Below are 18552 nucleotides of genomic sequence, written 5' to 3'. Positions count from 1 at the left end.
GCGTAGTGCGACCGCTCGCGGTCATCGGGGTGTTGGCGGTCGCCGTCGGCCTCCTCGCGGCGCTCGATCGCGGCATCGCGTCGGCCATCTCTCCCACGTCGGCCGTCGTCACGCTGATCGGCGTCCTCGGCGTGGTCCAGGGGGTCCGGTACGCGAACGCGCGCCGGGACCGGCGGCGACTGCTGACGGACCCCGGCGAGCCGGAGCGCCGCGCGCCGGCCGCGGTGCCCGGGTCGGACCTCGACGAGCGGATCGCGCGTGTCGCCAGCCCGGCGCCGGGCGGCTATCGCGACCGGCGGGACCTCCGCGACCGAGTCCGGGAGGTCGCGGTCGACGCGGTCGCCCGCGACCGAAACTGCTCGCCGGAGGCAGCGGCGACCGCCGTCGACGACGGGACGTGGACGGACGACCCCGTCGCGGCCGCCTTCTTCGACACGCGGAGCGACTACCCGCTCCGGGTCCGCCTGTCGGCCGGAGTCCGAGGGCGCTCGAACTACTGGTACGGGCTCCGGGCCGCGATCGACGAGATCGAACGGATTCAGGGTGGTGCGGCGTGAGCGATCCGAGCGGCGCCGCGGTCGCGTCCGAGCCGGAGGACTCGGATTCCGCCGGCGGCGAGGCGAGAAGCGCGAGGCGAGAGGAGGCGGCCGACTCGACCGCGGGCGGCGAAGCGGACGCGGCGGCGGCCGACAGCGCCTCGGCGGCGGAGTCGACGAACACCCCGACCGATCGCGAGCGCCGGCGCGAGGTGGCGACCGACCGCTGGCTGGGGATCGCCGGCGCGGCGCTGGCGCTGGTCGGCCTCGGCGTACTCGTCAGGCAGTCGCCGCTGGTGCTCGCGGGCGCGGTCGGCGTCGGCTACGCCGTGTACGCGCGGGCGGGCGACGCGCCGACGCCGGCGCTCGCAGTGATCCGTTCCGTGAGCGACGAGGCGCCGGCCCCCGGCGACGAGGTACACGTGACCGTCCGCGCCGAGAACGTCGGGGAGACGGCGCTCCCGGACCTCCGGCTCGTCGACGGCGTCCCGCCGGGGCTGGCGGTCGTCGACGGCCCGGCGCGGGTCGCGACGGCGCTACGGCCCGGGGCGGCGGTGACGTTCGAGTACACGGTGCGCGCCGCGCGGGGAGACCACGAGTGGGAACCGCTGACCGCGATCACGCGCGACGCGGCCGGAGCGCGCGAGCGCTTGACGACGCTCGACGCGCCGACCGCGATCGCCTGTACGCCCGAGCTGGCAGCCGGCGGGAACCTCCCCCTGCGCGGGCTGACGACCGTCCACCACGGGCGGGTGCCGACCGACGTGGGGGGCGCCGGCGTCGAGTTCCACGCGACGCGGGAGTACCGCCGCGGCGACCCGCTGAAGCGGATCGACTGGAACCGGCGGGCGCGGACGGGCGAGCTGTCGACCGTCGAGCTGCGCGAGGAGCGCGCCGCTACCGTCGTGCTGCTCGTCGACGCCCGCGAGTCCGCGTACGTCGCGGCCGACCCCGACGCCGAGACGGCGGTGGAGGCGAGCGTCGCGGCCGCCGGCCAGGCGTTCTCCGCGCTCCTCGACGGCGGCGACCGGGTCGGGATCGCGGCGCTGTCGCCGCTGGACTGCTGGCTCCCGCCCGGCAGCGGGACCGTCCACGCCGCCCGAGGGCGCGAGACGCTGGCGACCGACCCGGCGCTCGCGCCCACCCCGAGCGGCGAGCGGTTCTACCGGTCGCTGTGGCTCCGGCGGTTCCGCCGGCGGCTCCCGGCCGACGCGCAGGTGCTGTTCTTCACCCCCCTGGTCGACGACACCGCGGCGACGCTCGCCCGTCGGATCGACGCGCACGGGCACCTCGTGACGGTGCTCTCGCCAGACCCGACGACGGCCGAGACTGCCGGCCAGCGGCTGACGACCTTCGAGCGCCGCGGGCGGCTGCGGTCGCTCCGGTCGGCGGGGATCCGCGCGCTGGAGTGGGGCGACGACTCCTTCCCGGTCGCCGTCGCGGCCGCGACGAGGCGGTGGTCGCGATGAGCGGCGAGGGGTCGGTGGGCGCGCCGAGCGGCGAGGGGTCGGCGGCCGCGCCGAGCGGCGACAACGCCTCGGGCGCGACGACCGGCGACGACGACCTCGGCGACTTCCACGAGACGGACGCCCGGCCGCCGACAGTCGCGGTCGTCGCGAGCCTCGCGGCCGCGGGCGTCGCGGCGACCGCCGCGCTGGTCGCGAGCCCGATCGGCGGTGCGCTGCTCGGCGTCGCCGCGCTCGGCTTCCTCACCGGGTCGCTCCGGAGCTCGACGCGGGTCCTGACGTGGGGCGCCGCCGTCGGCGTGGTCGGCCTCGCGCTCGCGGGGTACCGCGGCGCGTCCGCAGAGGCGCTGCTCGTCGCCGCCGTCGGGCTCGCGGTCGCGTGGGACGTCGCCGACCACGGCGTCGGCCTCGGCGAGCAGGTGGGTCGGGGCGCCCGCGTCCGACGCAACGTCGCGGTCCACGCGGGGGCGAGCCTGCTCGTCGGGGCGCTCGCGGCCGCTCTCGTCTACGGCGTCTCCCTCGCGGTCGGCGGCGGCCAACCGGTGGCCGCGCTCGCGCTCCTCCTGGCCGGCGGCATCGCGCTGATCTCGGCGCTGCGGTGACGGCGGGGACGGCGAGGACGGGGGGGACGGCGAGACGAGCGACGCGACATCGATCGGGAGGGCGCGAACCTCCCGCGACGCCGGAGCTAAACCCTTATCAGCGCGCGGGTGGCAGGTACGCTCGTATGAGCGACCTCCCGGACGACTTCGACTGCACGCTCACCAACTGGGAGTACATCTACGGGCTCTGCCGCAACGTCTCCGACGCGGTGAAGCGGGCCGACTTCGAGCCGGACATGGTCGTCGCCCTGGCCCGCGGCGGCTGGTTCGCCGGGCGCTGCGTCTGCGACTTCCTCGGGCTCAACGACCTCACGAGCCTCAAGATGGAACACTACGTCGGCGCCGCGGAGAAGAGCGACGAGCCCCAGATCCGCTACCCGATGCCCGAGGGGAGCGTGGCGGGGAAGAACGTCCTCATCATCGACGACATCGCCGACACCGGCGGCTCGATCCGCCGCGCCGAGGAGTACGTCGAGGAGCGGGACGCCGCCGAGATCCGCACCGCGACGCTCCAGCTGCTGGGCACCTCCGAGTTCCAGCCCGACTTCGTGGGCGAGCGCCTCGAACAGTGGACGTGGGTCGTCTACCCGTGGAACTTCCTCGAAGACATGGTCGACCTCACCGAGGGCGCGATGGAGCGCGCCGACGAGTCGGCGTTCTCGCGGGAGGACCTGCGGCACTACTTAGAGGAGTTCCACGGCATCGGGCGGATCGAGATGGAGGTCGCCCAGCCCGACCGCCTCGACGAGGTCATCGACGAGATGGTCCGCCGGGACGTGGCCGAGCCCGTCGGCGACGAGAGCTGGGCGCTCGCCGAGTAGCGGACCGGAGCGATGGCCGGAGAATCGGACGACGACGCCGGTGACGACGACCGCGACGCGGACGCCGACGACGGCCGCGACGACGCCCTCGACGCCGTGCTCGCCGCGTACGATCTGAAGGACGAGCGGCGCACGGGCTGGCAGCTCCGCGGGGTCGACTCCCCCGAGTCCGTCGCCGCCCACTCGTGGGGGGTCGCGTACCTCGTGTTGGCGCTCGGCGACCGGTTCCGCGGTGACCTCCCGAGCGTCGACCTCGACCGCACCCTGCGGCTCGCGGTCGTCCACGACGCCGCGGAGGCCGAGACCGGCGACGTGGCGACTCGGGCCGATTCGACCGCCGACGCGGTCGATCGCGAGGCGAAGGAAGCCACGGAGCGCGAGGCGATGGCGGATCTCGCCGGCCCGCTCCCCGAGCGCGTCCGGAACGCGTGGGAGGCGTACGAGGCCCGCGAGTCGCCGGAGGCGGTCCTCGTCAAGGAGTGCGACCTGCTCGACACCTGCCTCCAGGCAGTTGTCTACGAACGAGGCGACCGGTACGACCCGGAGAGGGGCGAGCCCGACGCGTTCCGCGAGTACGACGACCTCGACGAGTTCTTCGCGACGACCGAGCCGCGGCTCCGGACCGAGGCCGGGAGGGAACTGTTCGCGACGGTTCGCGAGCGGTACCGGGCCGCGCGGGACGGGGAGTGAGTTCAATTCGACGCGCGCCACGCCGCCGCGGCCGCCTCGATCGCTTCCAACGCGTCGCGGGTGCCGTCCGCGTCCCCCTTCTCGAAGTCCTCCTCGGTCTGCCCCATCTGGTTGGTCACGTGCGCGAAGCAGACGACCGGCCGGTCCCGGACGTCCGCGAACGCGTACAGCGCCGCCGCCTCCATCTCGACCGCGAGGATCCCCTCGGACCGGGCGCGTTCGATCGCGGTCTCCGTCTCGCGGAAGGGCGCGTCGGTCGTCCACGTCGCACCCGTGTACACCGGGCGCGACACCGACTCGCACGCGTCTTCGACCGAGGCGCGGAGGTCGGGGTCGAGGCGGGCGTAGCGACCCGCCGAACGGTAGTGGTGGCTCGTCCCCTCGTCGCGGAGCGCGCGCTCGATGAGCACGAAGTAGGGCGGGTCGTCCTTCGGCACGATCCGTCCCGAGGAGGTCACGCTGACGAGGAACTCGCAGCCGGCGGCGAACAGCTGCTCCGCGACGAGGACGGCGAACGACGCCCCGACGGCGCAGCCCACGATCCCGAACTCCTCGCCGTCTCGTTCGAACCGGTAGAGCTCGGTGTGGTAGCCGGGCCACGTCTCGTCTTTCCGCGCCGCGCCCGTGGCCGCCAACTGGCGGACGATGTCCCCGTCCGGGTCGAGGACGCAGACGTCCGGGACCGAGCGCTCCGGGAGGTCCTTCTGCCGTCGGGCGTTCTTCAGGAGGGCATCCGGATCGAAGACGGACGGCTCGTCGAGCGCCTTCGCCTCGAAGAGCGGCGACGCGTCCGAGTCGGACGGGTCGGTCATATGAGTCGTGTTCGCCGAACCGACGAAAGGGGGTTACGGTCGCTCGACGACTCCGTGCCCTCGAACGGAAGCGGTTCCGTCGGCGCCTGAGGAGTTCGTCGGCGCCCGAGGGTCCCGCTTCCCGTCGCCGAACTAATCCGCGGCCCGTTCGGCCCGACGGGTCTCTTCGACCTCCAGCGGGTCGCCCGTCGACGTCGCGGTGACGAGTCGCAGGTACTGTCCCGCGCTCGTGAGCAGCTTGTTCTCCGCCTTCCGGAGGTGTTCCTCGTACGTCGAGCGGGCGACCGCCGTCTGGTCGGCGAGCTCGCGCAGCGAGGTCTGGCGCGGCTGGGTGTAGTAGCCGCGCTCTAAGGCCAACTGGAGCGCCGCCAGCTGTCGGTCGGTGAGGTCCTCGAACAGCTGGTTCGCCGGCGCCAGCATGCTGTGCGGGATCTGGGTCTCCGAGATCTCGGTCTTCGAGAGCAGCTCGATCTCCCTGTCGGCGCGCAGGTCGCCGAGCAGCGCTCGGATGTCGGCGCCGTCGAACGCGACGACCGTGTAATGCTCCCAGCCCTGCCGGTAGATGGTCGGCGACTGATACAGGCAGTTGTGCTTCTCGAAGCGATCGATAACGGACTCCTCGAGCGAGCAGAGACAGGACTGCGTGACGACGTGGTACCCGTCGTCGTCCGCGGACTCGTGGAGGACGGTTCCGATCTGATCTATCTCGTCGAGCAGTGCGTCCGTCGGCGTCGTCTCCGCGGTGATCTCGAGCACCTGACAGTCGCTCAGCGGCCACTCGCGGATGGTGAGATCCGGATGTCGCTCGGAGATCTCCCGGTACGGACACTCGTGTTTCACTCGGATCGAGGCCTCGTACAGGCTCATACGGAATTTTGGAACTAACACGCATTAACGGTGCCGGTCATGTCCGGCAGTGGCCGTATCCCCTTCTCCCCGCTATACCGGTGTACGATGCAGGAGCTATCGCCGGACGCGCTCAGCGAACAGCTGCGAAACGACGACGAGGGGCCGCTCGTCCTCGACGTCCGTCACGAGGCGGAGTTCGAGGAGTGGCACATCCCGGGCAGCGTCAACGTCGACGTGTACGACGAACTGACCGAGGACCCAGATACCGCCAAGCCGGCCCTCTCCGATCTCCCCGATGACGCGGAGATCGTGACCGTCTGCGCCGCGGGCGTCGTCTCGCGGACGGCGACGGACGTCCTCCGCGAGCTGGGCTACGACGCCGTGACGCTCGCGGACGGGATGAACGGCTGGAGCCGCGTCCACCGGCACGCGGAGGTCCCGGTCGACCTCGACGGGACGCTCGTCCAGGTCGCGCGTCCGGGGAAGGGATGCCTCTCGCACGTCCTCGTCTCGGCGGGCGAGGCCGCCGTCTTCGACCCGTCGCACTACCTCGACGAGTACGAGGCGATCCTCGACGAGCACGACGCCGATCTGATCGGCGTCTTCGACACGCACGCCCACGCCGACCACGTCTCCGGCGCGGCGGAACTCGCCGACCGCTACGGCGTCTCCTACTACCTCCATCCGAAGGACGCGCTCGCCCTCGACGCGGCGCCGATCGAGGACGGGCAGACCGTGGCCGTCGGCAGGCTCGACGTCGAGGTCGTTCACACGCCCGGACACAGCGAGGGGAGCGTCTCGTTCGACGTCGGCGGCGGGGCGCTGCTCACCGGCGACACCCTCTTCCACGAGAGCGTCGGTCGCGTCGAACTCGGCGTCGAGGCCGGGATCGAGGACGCCGACGTCGAGGGGAACGCCGCGACGCTGTACGAGAGCCTCCGGCGGCTGCTGGACCGGCCGGACGACGCGGTCGTGCTCCCGGCGCACGACCCCGGCTCGCCCGAGCCGCCGGTGACCGCGACGCTCGGTGAGGTCGAGCGCCGGAACGCGGACCTCCGCCGCGACCGCGAGGCGTTCGTCGAGGAGCTCGCGTCGGACGTCCCGGACCACCCCCCGAACTTCGAGCGCGTCAAGCGCACGAACGTGGGACAGGAGTCGGTTCCGGCGGACGAGCTGGCCGAGCTGGAGCTGGGGCCGAACAACTGCGCGGCCGAGTGACGATGAGCACGGCAACCGACATCAAACAGGGGATCCGCGAACACCGCTGGCAGTTCTCGCTCCACGTCCTGCTGGTGTTCGCCACCGGCCTGACCATCGGGTCCGAGCGCACCGTCGTCCCCGCGCTGGGGGAGGACGTACTCGGCGTCGAGTCGTTCCTCGTGATCGGCTCGTTCGTCGTCTCCTTCGGGATCGTGAAGTCGATCCTCAACCTCTACGCCGGGAAGTGGGGAGAGGAGTACGGCCGCAGACCAGTGCTCATCGCCGGGTGGGTCACGGCGCTCCCGCTGCCGGTCATCCTCATCTTCGCCCCGAGCTGGGGCTGGATCACCGTCGGGAACGTCCTGCTGGGGATCAACCAGGCGCTGACGTGGAGCATGGCGATCAACGCCAAGATCGACCTCGCGAGCCCCGACCAGCGCGGCCTCGCGGTCGGCATCGACGAGTCGTTCGGCTACACCGGCGTGGCCGTCGGCGCCTGGGTGACGGGCGTCATCGCCAGCCGGTGGGGCCTCCGGCCGGAGCCGTTCTACTTCCTCGCTGTCGTCGTGGTCCTGGCGTTCCTCGTCTCGGTGTTCCTGATCAGAGAGACCGTCCAGTACGCGCAGGTCGAGGGGGGTGACGACGACCGCGACGCGAACCTCCCGTTCAACGAGGTCCTGAAGCGGGCGACCTACGGCGACCGGACGCTGTTCGCGGCGGCGCAGGCGGGCCACGTCGAGAACTTCGTCGACACGCTGTTCTGGATCGCCGTCCCGCTGTACCTGCTGAACCAGGGGCTCGACATCGCGGCGGTCGGGGCCGTGGTCGGCGTCCACAGCGCGATGTACTTCCTCCAGATCGGCACCGGCGGCCTCGCGGACCGGATCGGCCGGCGACCGCCGGTCATCGCCGGGATGTTCCTGGCCGGCGCGGGCGTCCTCGGAATGGTCCTCGTCGAGGGATACCTCGCGTGGGCCGCGCTGGCCGGCGTCTCCGGGTTCGGGATGGCGCTTTTATACCCGAACCTGATGACCGTTCCGAGCGACGCGGCCCACCCGACCTGGCGGTCGGCCGGAATGGGGGTCTACCGGATGTGGCGCGACTCGGGCTACGCCGTCGGCGCGATCCTGATCGGGCTCGCGATGGAGTTCGTCAACGCCGAGGCGGCGTTCTACCTGACCGCCGTCCTGATGTTCCTCTCCGGCGCGATCGTGGTCGTCTGGATGGAGGAGACCCACCCCGAGTTCGGGACCCACGAGCCGCCCGCTCCAGCGCCGGAGCCGCCGACCGAACCGGCCGCAGGGGACTAGCCGGCGGCGGACGGTGGCGTGACCGAGAGTGGGTTCGACGATCGTCGTTCCCACAATCGACGTTCGTAGGCCTTCTACCCCTCGATTTCGCGCGAGGATGGTAAAAGGGTTAACGGGGGAGGCCGTCTCACGAGGTGAGCACTTTCATCACGCATGTCTGACACCGATCTCGTAATCATCGGCGGGGGGATAAGCGGGGCGTCGCTTCTGTACACGGTCGCGAAGTTCACCGACGTCGACGACGTCACGCTGATCGAGAAGGAACGGGAGATCGCCGCGATCAACTCCCACCGGACGAACAACTCCCAGACGCTCCACTTCGGGGACATCGAGACGAACTACACCCTGGAGAAGGCGGAGGAGGTCAAGGAGGGAGCCGAGCTGCTCGCGGGCTACCTCGAGGGGTCGGACCCCGACCGCGAGATGCACAGCAAGCGGAGCAAGATGGTCCTCGGCGTCGGCGACGAGGAGGTCGCCAAGTTAGAGGAGCGCTACCGCGAGAACGGGTTCGGCGACCTGTTCCCGAAGCTGCGCGAGATCGGCCGCGAGGAGATCGCCGAGCTGGAGCCGAAGGTCGTCGAGGGGCGCGACCCCGACACGGATCTGAAGGCGCTCCAGACGCCCGACGGCTACGTCGTCGACTACGGCGCGGTCGCGGAGTCGTTCGTCGACGCGGCCCGCGAGGAGGACGGCGTCTCCGTCCACCTCGGAACGACGGTGACGAACGTCGACGAGCGGGGCGACGGGTTCACGGTCGACACCGACGACGGCGAGTTCGACGCCGAGGCGGTCGTCGTCGCGGCCGGGTCGCACAGCCTCCAGTTCGCCAAGGAGATGGGGTACGGCGAGGGGATGTCGCTGTTGCCGGTGGCGGGGAGCTTCTTCCTCGCGGACGACCTGCTGAACGGGAAGGTGTACACGCTCCAGATGAAGAAGCTCCCGTTCGCGGCGGTCCACGGCGACGCCGACGTCCACGACGGGAGCGTCACCCGGTTCGGGCCGACCGCGAAGCTCGTGCCCGCGCTCGAACGCGGCCACCTCTCGACGGTGAGCGACTTCGTCGACGTGTTCGGGTTCAACCCGGACTCCGTGCTGAGCTACGTCAACATCCTCTCGGACAAGATCCTCTTCCCGTACGTCGTGCGCAACCTCGTGTACGACATCCCCGCGGTCGGGAAGCGCGCGTTCCTCCCGAACGTCCAGAAGGTCGTGCCGAGCGTCGACGTCGACGACATCGACCGCGCGAAGGGGTACGGCGGCGTGCGGCCCCAGATCGTCGACACCGAGAACAAGGAGCTGGACATGGGCGAGGCGAAGATCGTCGAGGACGGAATCCTGTTCAACATCACGCCCTCGCCCGGCGCGTCGACCGCACTGAAGAACGCGATGCGGGACGTCGACACCGTCCTCGGCTTCTTCGACGAGGAACACGAGTTCGACGAGGACGCCTTCCGCGACGCGACCATCGAGAACTTCCCGCGGGCCGACGACGAGGCGGAAGCGGACGACGAGGCGGAAGCGGACGACGAGGCGGACGAGGAGGAAGTCGCGGCCGAGGCCGACGACTGATCCGACCGTCGGCCAGTTCCGCGGCTGACGGCCTCGAAGGCCGACCTAAGCGCGCGTCTTCTCCGCGACCTCCCGCTCGAACGCCTCCCGCAGCACGCGGATCGCCCGGCGCTTCGTCCCGTCGGGGACGAAGACGAACGGGATCGGCACGTCGAACGCGCGGTCGCCGTACAGCCCCCAGTCGGCGACCGACCGCGTCGTGCCGCCGTACGCGATTGGGATGTCCTCTAGCTCGTCGGGGTCGTAGGCGGGGACGTACGAGCGGTCGATCCACACCTCGTGGACCGGCACGTCGAGGGCGTCGGCGAGGAGCCGCTCCAAGCGGTCGTCGCCGGCGGTGAGCCAGTCGGTGAACTCGTCGAGCGGGTCGCCGTCCACGCCGAGGTCGTCGTCGAGGTCGCCGCCGATCCGGTCGGCGAGCGCGATCCGGTGTTTCCAGCAGGTGGCGGGGAAGCGCCGCCCGCGAAATCGGTCGTACATCGACGCGAGCGTCGAGTCGGGGGTCTCGCGGGCGGCGGTCCGGAGCCGTTCGAGCACCGCGTTGTCGTCGAGCTCGCGGTCCAAGATGCCGTCGACCGTGACGGGGTTCTCTCCGGTCTCGCGCTCGTACTCGCCCAGAAGCGCCTGGAGGAGCCGGTTCGCGTACACCGACTTGTGGTGCTGGGTGACCCACATGTACAGCGCGATTCTCCCTTCGAGGTAGTTGCCGATGGTCGAGAGCGCCTTCTCCGAGAGCGCGAGGCCCGCCTCGGGGTGGGCGGTGTAGGCGTCGACCATCCGCTCGACGTCGAAGCTCAACACGCCCGCGCCCGTCATCTCGTTGTCGCGGGTGATGTAGTCGAGCCGGTCCACGTCGATGGGGGAGTGGAGCAGCTGCGCGCCGACGCCGTACTGCCACGGCTCGCCGCGCTCGTACGCGAGGCTGTAGCCGAGCACGTACGCGCACACCTCGAAGGGGTCGACGTCGAACGCGCGGAGGGCGTCGCCGTACTCCTCGACGATGATCACGCAGCCGAGCAGCTCGTGCGGGTTCGCCGAGCGGAGCGGCGCGCCGCCGACGCCGGCCCGATCGAAGGCGTCGACCAGCCCGGTCTCCGCGACGCGCTCTCGGAGGAGGCCCTCGTCGAGGAACCCCTCGGAGAGGTGCGAGAAGGGCGGGTGGCCCACGTCGTGGAGCAGGCAGGCGCACTCCAGCGTGCGCTGGATCTCCTCCAGTTCGTCGACGGCGGCGTCCCGGGTGAAGTACGACTGCTGGCGGAGGTTCTCGAAGACGGTCCGCCCGAGGTGGTAGACGCCGAGCGAGTGCTCGAACCGGGTGTGGTTCGCGCCCGGGTACACGAGGTGGGTCGCGGAGAGCTGGCGGACGTACCGCAGCCGCTGGAACGGCCGCGTGTCGACGACCCCCTCGACGAGCGCGTCCGGCAGCTCGATGTAGCCGTGGACGGCGTCTTTGATCTGAGTCGTGGGCATCGATTGTGGGCACCACACCCTCCCGCACCCTGCCTCTTTCGGTCGTCAGCCGACTGCGGTCCGCTCCTCCGGCTCCCCGGAGCGCCCCGATTCACACTACATAAATGCGAGCGCGGCGAGTCACGGGTATGGTATCGGACGCGGCCGACGGGACGGATGCGCGGCCGAACACCGCCGACGCGACCGACCCCTCGCTCGTCGACCGCTGGACCGCGCTCGACCGCGGCTGGCAGGCGCTCGCGCTGGGGCTCGGAATCGTCGCCGCGCACCTCGTCGGACAGGCGCTGTGACGGGCGTCACCGAGGCGGTCCGGGCGTACCTGCCCGGCCTCGCGCTGCTCGCCGGCGGCGCGGTCGCCGCGACGCTCGTCGCGGGCGTAGTCCCCGGCCTCCAGCCGCTCGTCGTCGCCGTCGCGCTCGGCGTCGGGGTCGGGAACACCGTCGGGATCCCGGAGGTCGCGGAGCCGGGCGTCGGCGTCGACAAGCTGTTCTTGGAGACCGGGATCGTCCTGCTCGGCGCGGCGGTCGCGGTCGAGGAGTTCCTGACCGCGGGACCGACCGTCCTCGGCCTCGTGGCCGCGGTCGTCGCCGGCGGGCTCCTGTTCGCGGAGGTCGTCGCCCGCGGCCTCTTCCGGATCGGGTCGCCCACCTCCTCCCTGCTCGCGGCCGGGGCGAGCATCTGCGGCGTCTCCGCGGTCGTCGCGATCGGCAGGGTACTCGACGCGCGCGGGGCCGCCATCACGTTCGCGGCCGCGACGATCCTGCTGTTCGACGCCGTGACGCTCGTCGCGTTCCCGCTGGCGGGCGAGTGGCTCGGCCTCACCGGCCGGCAGTTCGGCGTCTGGGCGGGCGTGAGCATGTTCTCGACCGGCCCCGTCGCGGCCGCGGGGTTCGCCTACTCGCCCGAGGCGGGCCAGTGGGCGACCGTGACGAAGCTGGCGCGCAACTCGCTGCTCGGCGGCGTCGCGGTCGCGTACTCGGTGGCGTACACGGCGCGCTCGGCCGCCGATCCGGGCGTCCGGCGGCTGTGGGCGGAGTTCCCGAAGTTCCTGCTCGGCTTCCTCCTCGTGGCGGCGGTCGCCAACAGCGGGCTGCTCTCGCCGGCCGCGCTGGCGTCGATCGGGCGCGTCTCCGACGCGCTGTTCGCGCTGGCGTTCGTCGGCCTCGGGCTCTCGATCCGGATCGACGACATGCGCGCGGTGGGTGCGGCGCCGGTCGGCGCCGTCCTCGTCCACCTGCTCGTCGTGAGCGCGGCCGCGCTCGCGGCGGTTCGCTGGCTGCTGTAAGCCGCGTCGCGCAGCGAGTCGTCGGCCGCGCGCCGCGCGCACGCCGCCGACCGGGTTCACGTCATATAAGTGGCGAGCGGGCGCACTCCGGGTATGGGAACCATCGGATTCATCGGCGGCAGCGGCATCTACGAGGCGCTCCCCCTGAACGACGTGCGCGAGGTCGAGTTCGACACGCCGTACGGCGAGCCGAGCGACGCGGTGACGATCGGCGAGTTCGGCGACACGGGCCGCGAGGTGGCGTTCCTGCCGCGGCACGGCTCGGACCACGGCGTCTCGCCGACCGACCTCCCGTACCGCGCCAACATGTACGCCTTAAAAAAGGCGGGCGTCACGCACGTGTTCGCGTCGAACGCGGTCGGGAGCCTGAAGGAGGAGCTGGAGCCGGGGACGCTCGTCGTCCCGGACCAGATCTACGACCGGACGAAGGGCCGCGAGCTCTCCTTCTACGGCGACGGCGTCGTGGTCCATCAGCCGTTCGCGGACCCCTATAGTCCAGAACTCGTCGACCACCTCACCGAGGCCGCGGAGTCGGCCGCGCCCGAAGACACGAAGGTCGTGAAGGGCGGCACCTACGTCTGCATCGAGGGACCGCAGTACTCGACGCGCGCGGAGTCGGAGTTTTATAAGAGTCAGGGCTGGGACCTCGTCGGCATGACCGCGATCCCGGAGGCGAAGCTGGCCCGCGAGGCCGAGATCGCGTACGCGACGATCGCCGGCGTCACCGACTACGACGTCTGGAAGGAGGACAGCGAGGTGACGCTCGAAGAGGTCCTCGAAAACGCCGAGAAGAACCAGAAAGCGATCAAGGCCGCCGTCGAGGAGGCCGTACGGTCGCTGCCCGAGGATCTGGAGTGCGACGCGCACACGTCGCTGGAGGGCACCGTCAACACGCCGACGGAGGCGATTCCGGAAGAAACGCAGGAGCGCGTCGAGCCGCTGCTGGGCGACTACTTATAAATAGACGAGGCGGTGCGGTGGCGCGCCTCCGAGCGGGCCCTCGGCCCGCGAGGAGCCCGCGAGGGAGTCGGTCGCCCGAGCGAAGCGATGGGCGACCGACGAGGCTGGGGAGGGATGAGGTGCGGTTGCGGTGCTGTGCGGGGTGGGGCTCAAAGGGGCAGTCGGGAGGGCGGCGCAGGCGACGCGAGCACCGCAGGGAGTGAGCGAAGCGAACGAGCGAGGAGCGCGGCGAGCGTGCGCCGCCCTCCCGACTGGGGCTTTGGAGGTGTTCCCAATCAATCCGCGGTCAACGATTTATAATCGAGCGGCTGCGGCATTGGAGACGGCTGTGACCTCGAAAACGTACTAGTCCGCGATCGCTTCCGACTCGCCGGTCATCGCGGCCGGGTCCTTCACCCACAGGTCGCCGAACAGGTCGTCCTGCTGGAGCCGGACCGAGCCGCGGTGGGCCATGAACAGCAGCGCGAGGTACGTCATGAACGGACGGCCGCCCGCGCGCTCTATCTCCGCGAACAGCACCTCCGTCCGCCCGCGGTCGAAGTGGGTCCGGAGGGCGTTGTCGATCTCCACTATCACCTCCTCGATGTCCTCGTCGTGGGTGCGGTCGGTCGCCTCGCCCGCGGTCGGCTCTCCGTCCTCCCGGAACTCGTCGTCCGCGTGGTAGTCGAGCGTCTGCGTGCCGCGGGCGTGGCCGTGCGGCGACTCCGAGGTGTCGTACTGACGGGAGTCCTTCCACCACGAGCCGCGCTCGGCCTCGCGCAGCTCGCGGACCAGCTCGTCGAGCGTCTCCGGCGAGCCGCGGGTGTTCTTGCGGTCGAGCCGACGGTCGATCTCGTCTTCCAGCTCGTCGACCGGATCGAAGTCGCCGTCGGCCGGGTCGGGCGCACCGCCCTCCATCGCCACCTCCCACGGCTCCGGCTCGGGCTCCTCCTCTTCGTCGTCGTCCGCCAGCATGCCGTCGCTTTTCATCCGGAGCAGGACGCTGGCGTAGAACAGCGCCCGCCCGGTCGTCCGGAGGTCCGTCTCGTCGAGCTTCTCCAAGAACGCGTCCGTCACCTGGACGATGTCGATGTCCCACGGCTCGATCTCGCCCTCCTCGGCGAGCTGGACGAGGAGCTCGACGGGCTCGACCTCGTCGTCGTCGGTCTCGTCCGGGGGCGAGACGTCGGGCACCGGGTCGGACTCGTCGGGCACGTCCGAGCCGGGTTCGTCGGTCTCGTCCCGGTCGGTCGCGTCCGAGCCGGACGCGGCGGCCGAATCGGAACCGCCATCGTCCGGAGCGTCGTCGGCGAACGGGTCGGCGCCGTCGCGCTCGCTCGTCAGGTCGAGGTCCGGGACGCCGCCGTCGGGGTCCGAGCCCGGCGCGCCGTCGCTTCCCTCCTCAGTCATCCGCGCTCACCCCCTCCTCGTCGGCGTCGTCGCCGAACTGCATCCCGGTCACCGCAGAGAGGTTGTCGCCCTGCATCGTGACGCCGATGGCGCGGTCGGAGCGCTCCAACAGCGCCGAGCGGTGGCCGACGACGACGAACTGGGCGTCCTCGGCCAGCTCCTCGATCATCTCGCCGACGCGCTCGGCGTTGACCGCGTCGAGGAACGCGTCGATCTCGTCGAGCGCGTAGAACGGCGCCGGGTTGTGGCGCTGGACGGCGAAGATGAAGGAGAGAGCGGTGAGCGACTTCTCGCCGCCGCTCATCGCGTCGAGCCGCTGGACCGGCTTGTCCGCGGGCTGGGCCTTCATCGTTAACCCCTCCTCGAAGGGGTCCTCCGGGTTCTCCAAGACGAGTTCGCCGCTGCCGGCCGAGAGTCGCGCGAAAATGTCCTCGAAGTGGTCGTTGATCGACTCGAACGTCTCCATGAACGTCTCCTTCTTCGCCGCCTCGTACCCCTCGATGCGCTCCTCGATCGCGTCGCGCTCCTCGACGAGCACGTCCCGGCGCTCCTGGAGCTCGTCGAGCGCCTCCTGGACCTCCTCGTACTCGTCGATCGCGAGCATGTTCACCGGTTCGAGCGCCTCCATCTCCGACTCCAGCTCCTCGATCCGCGACTCCACCTCGTCGAGGTCGGGGATCTCGTCGGCGTCGTAGGCGCCGACCTGCGACTCCAGCTCGTCGATCTCCCACTCCAGGCGGTCGCGGCGATCGGTGAGATCGGAGAGGTCCGACTCGGCCTCCGAGACGAGCGACCGCTGCTCGTCGCGTTTCCGGGTCGCCTCGCGGATCTCCTCGCGAAGCTCCTCGCGCTCTTCTTTCAGGTCCGCGATCTCTTCCTCGAGGTCGGCGATCGACTCCTTCTTCTCGGCCAGTTCGGCCTCCTTCTCCTCGATCGCGGCCTCGTGCTCGGCGATCGCCTCCTCGGCCTCGGCCTTCGCGTTCTGCGCCTCCTCGACGTCGTCGTGGAGGTCGTCCAAGGCGTCCTCGGCGTATCCCTTCTCCAACTCCAGCTCGTTGATCCGGCTGTCGAACGAGTCCATCCGCTCTTCTAAGTCGTCGATCTCCGCGCGGATCTCGTCGGCGCGCTCGGAGAGCTCGGGGATCTTCGAGTCCGCGAGCTCGGCCTCGATGTCGTCGATCTCGGCCGCGAGCTCGTCGATCTCCGCGTCGGTCGCCGCGAGCTCCTCGTCTAACGCCGTCATCTGCTCGTCGACGGACTCGCGTTCCGCCTCCAGCTCTTCGAGCTCGTCTTCCAGCTCCTCGATCCGGGCTTCGGCCTCCGCGAGGTCGTCCTCGGCGCGCTCGACGTCCGCCTCCAGCGACCGGACGCGCTCGGCCGCGTCGGCCTTGCGGTCGCGGGCGTCCTCGATATCGTCGTCGAGCGCGTCTATCTCCGACTGGACCGACTGCCGCTCGTCCTCGAGGTCGGAGATCTCCGTCGCGAGCCGCTCCAGCTTCCCGCCGCCGGACTTCGTGAACGAGTAGCGGGAGCCGCCGCCGGAGCCGCCGGTCATCGCGCCGGACTTCTCGACGAGGTCGCCGTCGAGCGTGACCATCCGGTAGTCGCCCATCAGATCGCGCGCTGTCGACATGTCCTCGACGACGAGCGTCGAGCCGAGCACGTACGAGAAGATCGACTCGTACTCGGCGTCGTAGTCGACGAGGTTCCGCGCGAAGTCGACGACCCCCGGAAGCGAGGGCTTCCGCGGCAGGCTCCGGTCGTCCATCTTCGTGATGGGGAGGAACGTCGCCCGCCCCGCGTTGCGCTGTTTCAGGTAGTCGATACAGGTCGAGCCGACGCCGTCGTCGTCGACGACGACGTTCGCCAGCCGGCCGCCCGCGGCGGTCTCGCAGGCCTCGGCGTACTCGGCCTCGACCGAGCCCAGCTCGCCGACCGCGCCGTGGACGCCGTCGATGCCGCCGTTCTTCACCTCGGTGACCGCCCGGGGCCAGGAGGCGTCGCCGCGCTCGTCGGCGGCCGCCTCCAGCTTGGCGTACTCGTTCTGCTTCTCGCGGAGCGTCTCCTCGATCTTCTCTAAGCGCTCCTCCTTCTCCGCCTTCTCAGAGAAGAGGTCGGCGACCGCGTCCTCGATGGTCTCCCGGTTCTTCTCGGCCTTGTCGAGCTCGCTTTTCAGCTCGGAGATGCGCGCCTTGTGTTCCGGGATCGACTCGCGGGCCTCCTCCAGCTCCTCGCGGGCCTCGCTGACCGCGTTCGAGCGGCGGCGGGCCTCGTCGAGCAGCCGGTCCTTCTCGCGTTGCGTCTCGTTTTTCTCCTCGCGGAGCGACTCGATCGCCTCCTTCTTCTCCGCGAGATCGCTTTTCAGCTCGTCGAACTCCGTGTCCGCGCCCTCGATCTCGGCCTCGACGTCGGCGAGCTCGGAGCGCTTCGTCGCCAATTCCGACTTCACCGACGCCTTCTCCACTTTCGTCTCGCGGATCTCCGCCTCCAGCTCCTCGACCTTCTCCTCTTTGCGATCGATCTGGACGAACGCCTGCCGCCGGTCGTTCTCGGCCGACTCCGCGCGCGACTCGGCGGACTCGATTTTGTCCTCCAGCCGCGAGACCTCGCCTTTGATCTCCTCTATCTCCGAGCGGATCTGGATCTGCTCCTCCTCGCCCTTCGTCTCGATCTCGTGGTTGAGGTCTTCGAGGTCCTCCTCCAGTCGGGTGAGCTTCCCCTGTCTGGCGTCGAGCTCCTCGCGGAGCGATTCGAGGTCCGTCTCGGCCTCGTCGATGTCGCCCTCGACGTCCGCGAGCGCGTCGCGCTTGTCTTCTAACTCCGAGGCCTTCCGGAACCCGCGGTACTCCTCCAGCTCGTCGCGGAGCTCCCGGTACTGGAGGGCGGTCTCGCGCTCGTCGGCGAGCTGGTCGAGCCGGTCCTCTTTCTCGCCGATGCGGAGGTCCGCCTCGCCGATCCGGTCTTCGACCGTGTCCAGCTCCTCGTAGGCGGCCTCCTTCTTCTCGTCGAACTCCGCGACGCCCGCGATCTCGTCGATGATCCCCCGCCGCTGGTACGGGGTCATGTTGATGATCTCGGTGACGTCGCCCTGCATCACCACGTTGTACCCCTCCGGGGTGACGCCCGCGGCCGCGAGCAGGTCTTGGACGTCCGAGAGGTTCACCGAGCGCCCGTTGAGGTAGTAGTACGAGTAGTAGTTGTCCTCGGTCTCCTTCACGCGGCGCTTGATCGTGATCTCGGAGACGTCGCCGATGTTCTCCGTGCCGGCCGCGGAGACGACCTGTGACCGGTCGAGGGTGCCGTCCTCGTTGGAGAGCACGACCGTGACGGAGGCCTCGCTCGGCCCGTCCGCGGCCTCGCCGTCGTCGTGGCCGGGATTGTAGATGAGGTCGGTGAGCTTCTTCGCGCGGATCCCGCGGGTGCGGGCGAGCCCGAGCGCGAACAGCACGCCGTCGATGATGTTCGACTTGCCGGAGCCGTTCGGCCCGGTGACGACGGTGAAGTCCTCGTAGAAGGGGATCCTCGTCGTACGCCCGAAGCTCTTGAACCCGTCCAGAACGACTTCAGTGATGTGCATGGGGTCGGAGGGGACC

The 18552-nt window shown here is 70.5% G+C and carries 16 protein-coding genes; 11 read left to right on the top strand and 5 right to left on the bottom strand.

The annotated features are described in order from the left end of the window. Positions 1 to 5: 5 nt before the first annotated feature. The 5 genes from AC4NMM_RS00645 to AC4NMM_RS00625 all read left to right on the top strand — a co-directional run bounded on the left by AC4NMM_RS00645 (position 6) and on the right by AC4NMM_RS00625 (position 4115). Positions 6 to 557, top strand: a complete 552-nt coding sequence (locus AC4NMM_RS00645; protein WP_096393794.1) for a DUF7269 family protein — start codon at positions 6 to 8, stop codon at positions 555 to 557. Continuing rightward, positions 554 to 2005 carry a DUF58 domain-containing protein gene (locus AC4NMM_RS00640; protein ID WP_491923274.1) on the top strand — a complete coding sequence of 484 codons (1452 nt, stop codon included), beginning with the start codon at positions 554 to 556 and terminating at the stop codon, positions 2003 to 2005. The genes AC4NMM_RS00645 and AC4NMM_RS00640 overlap by 4 nt, the downstream gene beginning before the upstream one ends. After that, positions 1945 to 2604 carry a DUF7519 family protein gene (locus AC4NMM_RS00635; RefSeq protein ID WP_491923273.1) on the top strand — a complete coding sequence of 220 codons (660 nt, stop codon included), beginning with the start codon at positions 1945 to 1947 and terminating at the stop codon, positions 2602 to 2604. Before AC4NMM_RS00640 ends, AC4NMM_RS00635 begins: the two co-directional genes overlap by 61 nt. A gap of 125 nt (positions 2605 to 2729) precedes the next feature. After that, positions 2730 to 3425, top strand: a complete 696-nt coding sequence (locus tag AC4NMM_RS00630) for a phosphoribosyltransferase (protein ID WP_096393797.1) — start codon at positions 2730 to 2732, stop codon at positions 3423 to 3425. A 12-nt stretch (positions 3426 to 3437) separates the two neighbouring features. Further along, positions 3438 to 4115 (top strand): HD domain-containing protein, encoded by a 678-nt coding sequence (locus AC4NMM_RS00625; RefSeq protein WP_491923272.1) that lies wholly within the window; start codon positions 3438 to 3440, stop codon positions 4113 to 4115. 2 nt (positions 4116 to 4117) lie between these two features. Here the strand turns inward: AC4NMM_RS00625 and AC4NMM_RS00620 are convergent, their stop codons facing one another. Both AC4NMM_RS00620 and AC4NMM_RS00615 read right to left on the bottom strand, forming a co-directional pair. Continuing rightward, positions 4118 to 4927 carry a nucleoside phosphorylase gene (locus tag AC4NMM_RS00620; protein WP_491923271.1) on the bottom strand — a complete coding sequence of 270 codons (810 nt, stop codon included), beginning with the start codon at positions 4925 to 4927 and terminating at the stop codon, positions 4118 to 4120. A gap of 132 nt (positions 4928 to 5059) precedes the next feature. Continuing rightward, entirely contained in the window at positions 5060 to 5794 is a 735-nt protein-coding gene (locus AC4NMM_RS00615) for a helix-turn-helix domain-containing protein (RefSeq protein WP_092920945.1), read from the bottom strand. 87 nt (positions 5795 to 5881) lie between these two features. Here AC4NMM_RS00615 and AC4NMM_RS00610 point away from each other — a divergent pair, with 87 nt between their 5' ends. From AC4NMM_RS00610 to AC4NMM_RS00600, 3 genes are all read left to right on the top strand, one after another. Then, positions 5882 to 6994, top strand: coding sequence for an MBL fold metallo-hydrolase (locus AC4NMM_RS00610; protein ID WP_491923270.1), 1113 nt, complete (start codon positions 5882 to 5884; stop codon positions 6992 to 6994). 2 nt (positions 6995 to 6996) lie between these two features. Further along, on the top strand, positions 6997 to 8286 hold the full coding sequence (locus AC4NMM_RS00605; protein WP_491923269.1) for an MFS transporter: 1290 nt from the start codon (positions 6997 to 6999) through the stop codon (positions 8284 to 8286). 153 nt (positions 8287 to 8439) lie between these two features. Further along, on the top strand, positions 8440 to 9855 hold the full coding sequence (locus AC4NMM_RS00600; protein ID WP_096393799.1) for an FAD-dependent oxidoreductase: 1416 nt from the start codon (positions 8440 to 8442) through the stop codon (positions 9853 to 9855). Between the two features lie 45 nt (positions 9856 to 9900). Here the strand turns inward: AC4NMM_RS00600 and AC4NMM_RS00595 are convergent, their stop codons facing one another. Further along, on the bottom strand, positions 9901 to 11325 hold the full coding sequence (locus tag AC4NMM_RS00595) for an HD domain-containing protein (RefSeq protein WP_096393800.1): 1425 nt from the start codon (positions 11323 to 11325) through the stop codon (positions 9901 to 9903). Between the two features lie 128 nt (positions 11326 to 11453). On the opposite strand from AC4NMM_RS00595, the gene AC4NMM_RS00590 reads away from it, so the two are divergent. The 3 genes from AC4NMM_RS00590 to mtnP all read left to right on the top strand — a co-directional run bounded on the left by AC4NMM_RS00590 (position 11454) and on the right by mtnP (position 13570). Next, positions 11454 to 11615, top strand: coding sequence for a hypothetical protein (locus AC4NMM_RS00590; RefSeq protein ID WP_172863933.1), 162 nt, complete (start codon positions 11454 to 11456; stop codon positions 11613 to 11615). Continuing rightward, complete coding sequence (locus tag AC4NMM_RS00585) at positions 11612 to 12610, top strand: YeiH family protein (protein ID WP_491923268.1); 999 nt, start codon at positions 11612 to 11614, stop codon at positions 12608 to 12610. Before AC4NMM_RS00590 ends, AC4NMM_RS00585 begins: the two co-directional genes overlap by 4 nt. A gap of 93 nt (positions 12611 to 12703) precedes the next feature. Then, entirely contained in the window at positions 12704 to 13570 is an 867-nt protein-coding gene (gene mtnP, locus AC4NMM_RS00580) for an S-methyl-5'-thioadenosine phosphorylase (RefSeq protein ID WP_491923267.1), read from the top strand. A gap of 345 nt (positions 13571 to 13915) precedes the next feature. On the opposite strand, the gene AC4NMM_RS00575 is transcribed toward mtnP, so the two are convergent. Both AC4NMM_RS00575 and smc read right to left on the bottom strand, forming a co-directional pair. Further along, positions 13916 to 14959 carry a segregation and condensation protein A gene (locus AC4NMM_RS00575; RefSeq protein ID WP_096393804.1) on the bottom strand — a complete coding sequence of 348 codons (1044 nt, stop codon included), beginning with the start codon at positions 14957 to 14959 and terminating at the stop codon, positions 13916 to 13918. Then, positions 14952 to 18536 carry a chromosome segregation protein SMC gene (smc, locus tag AC4NMM_RS00570; RefSeq protein ID WP_491923266.1) on the bottom strand — a complete coding sequence of 1195 codons (3585 nt, stop codon included), beginning with the start codon at positions 18534 to 18536 and terminating at the stop codon, positions 14952 to 14954. The genes AC4NMM_RS00575 and smc overlap by 8 nt, the downstream gene beginning before the upstream one ends. Positions 18537 to 18552: the final 16 nt, after the last annotated feature.

The organism is Halorubrum sp. SD41 (genome assembly GCF_058630335.1).
Note: the sequence above shows the minus strand (reverse complement) of the source record. Positions and strands in the feature narration are given on the sequence as shown.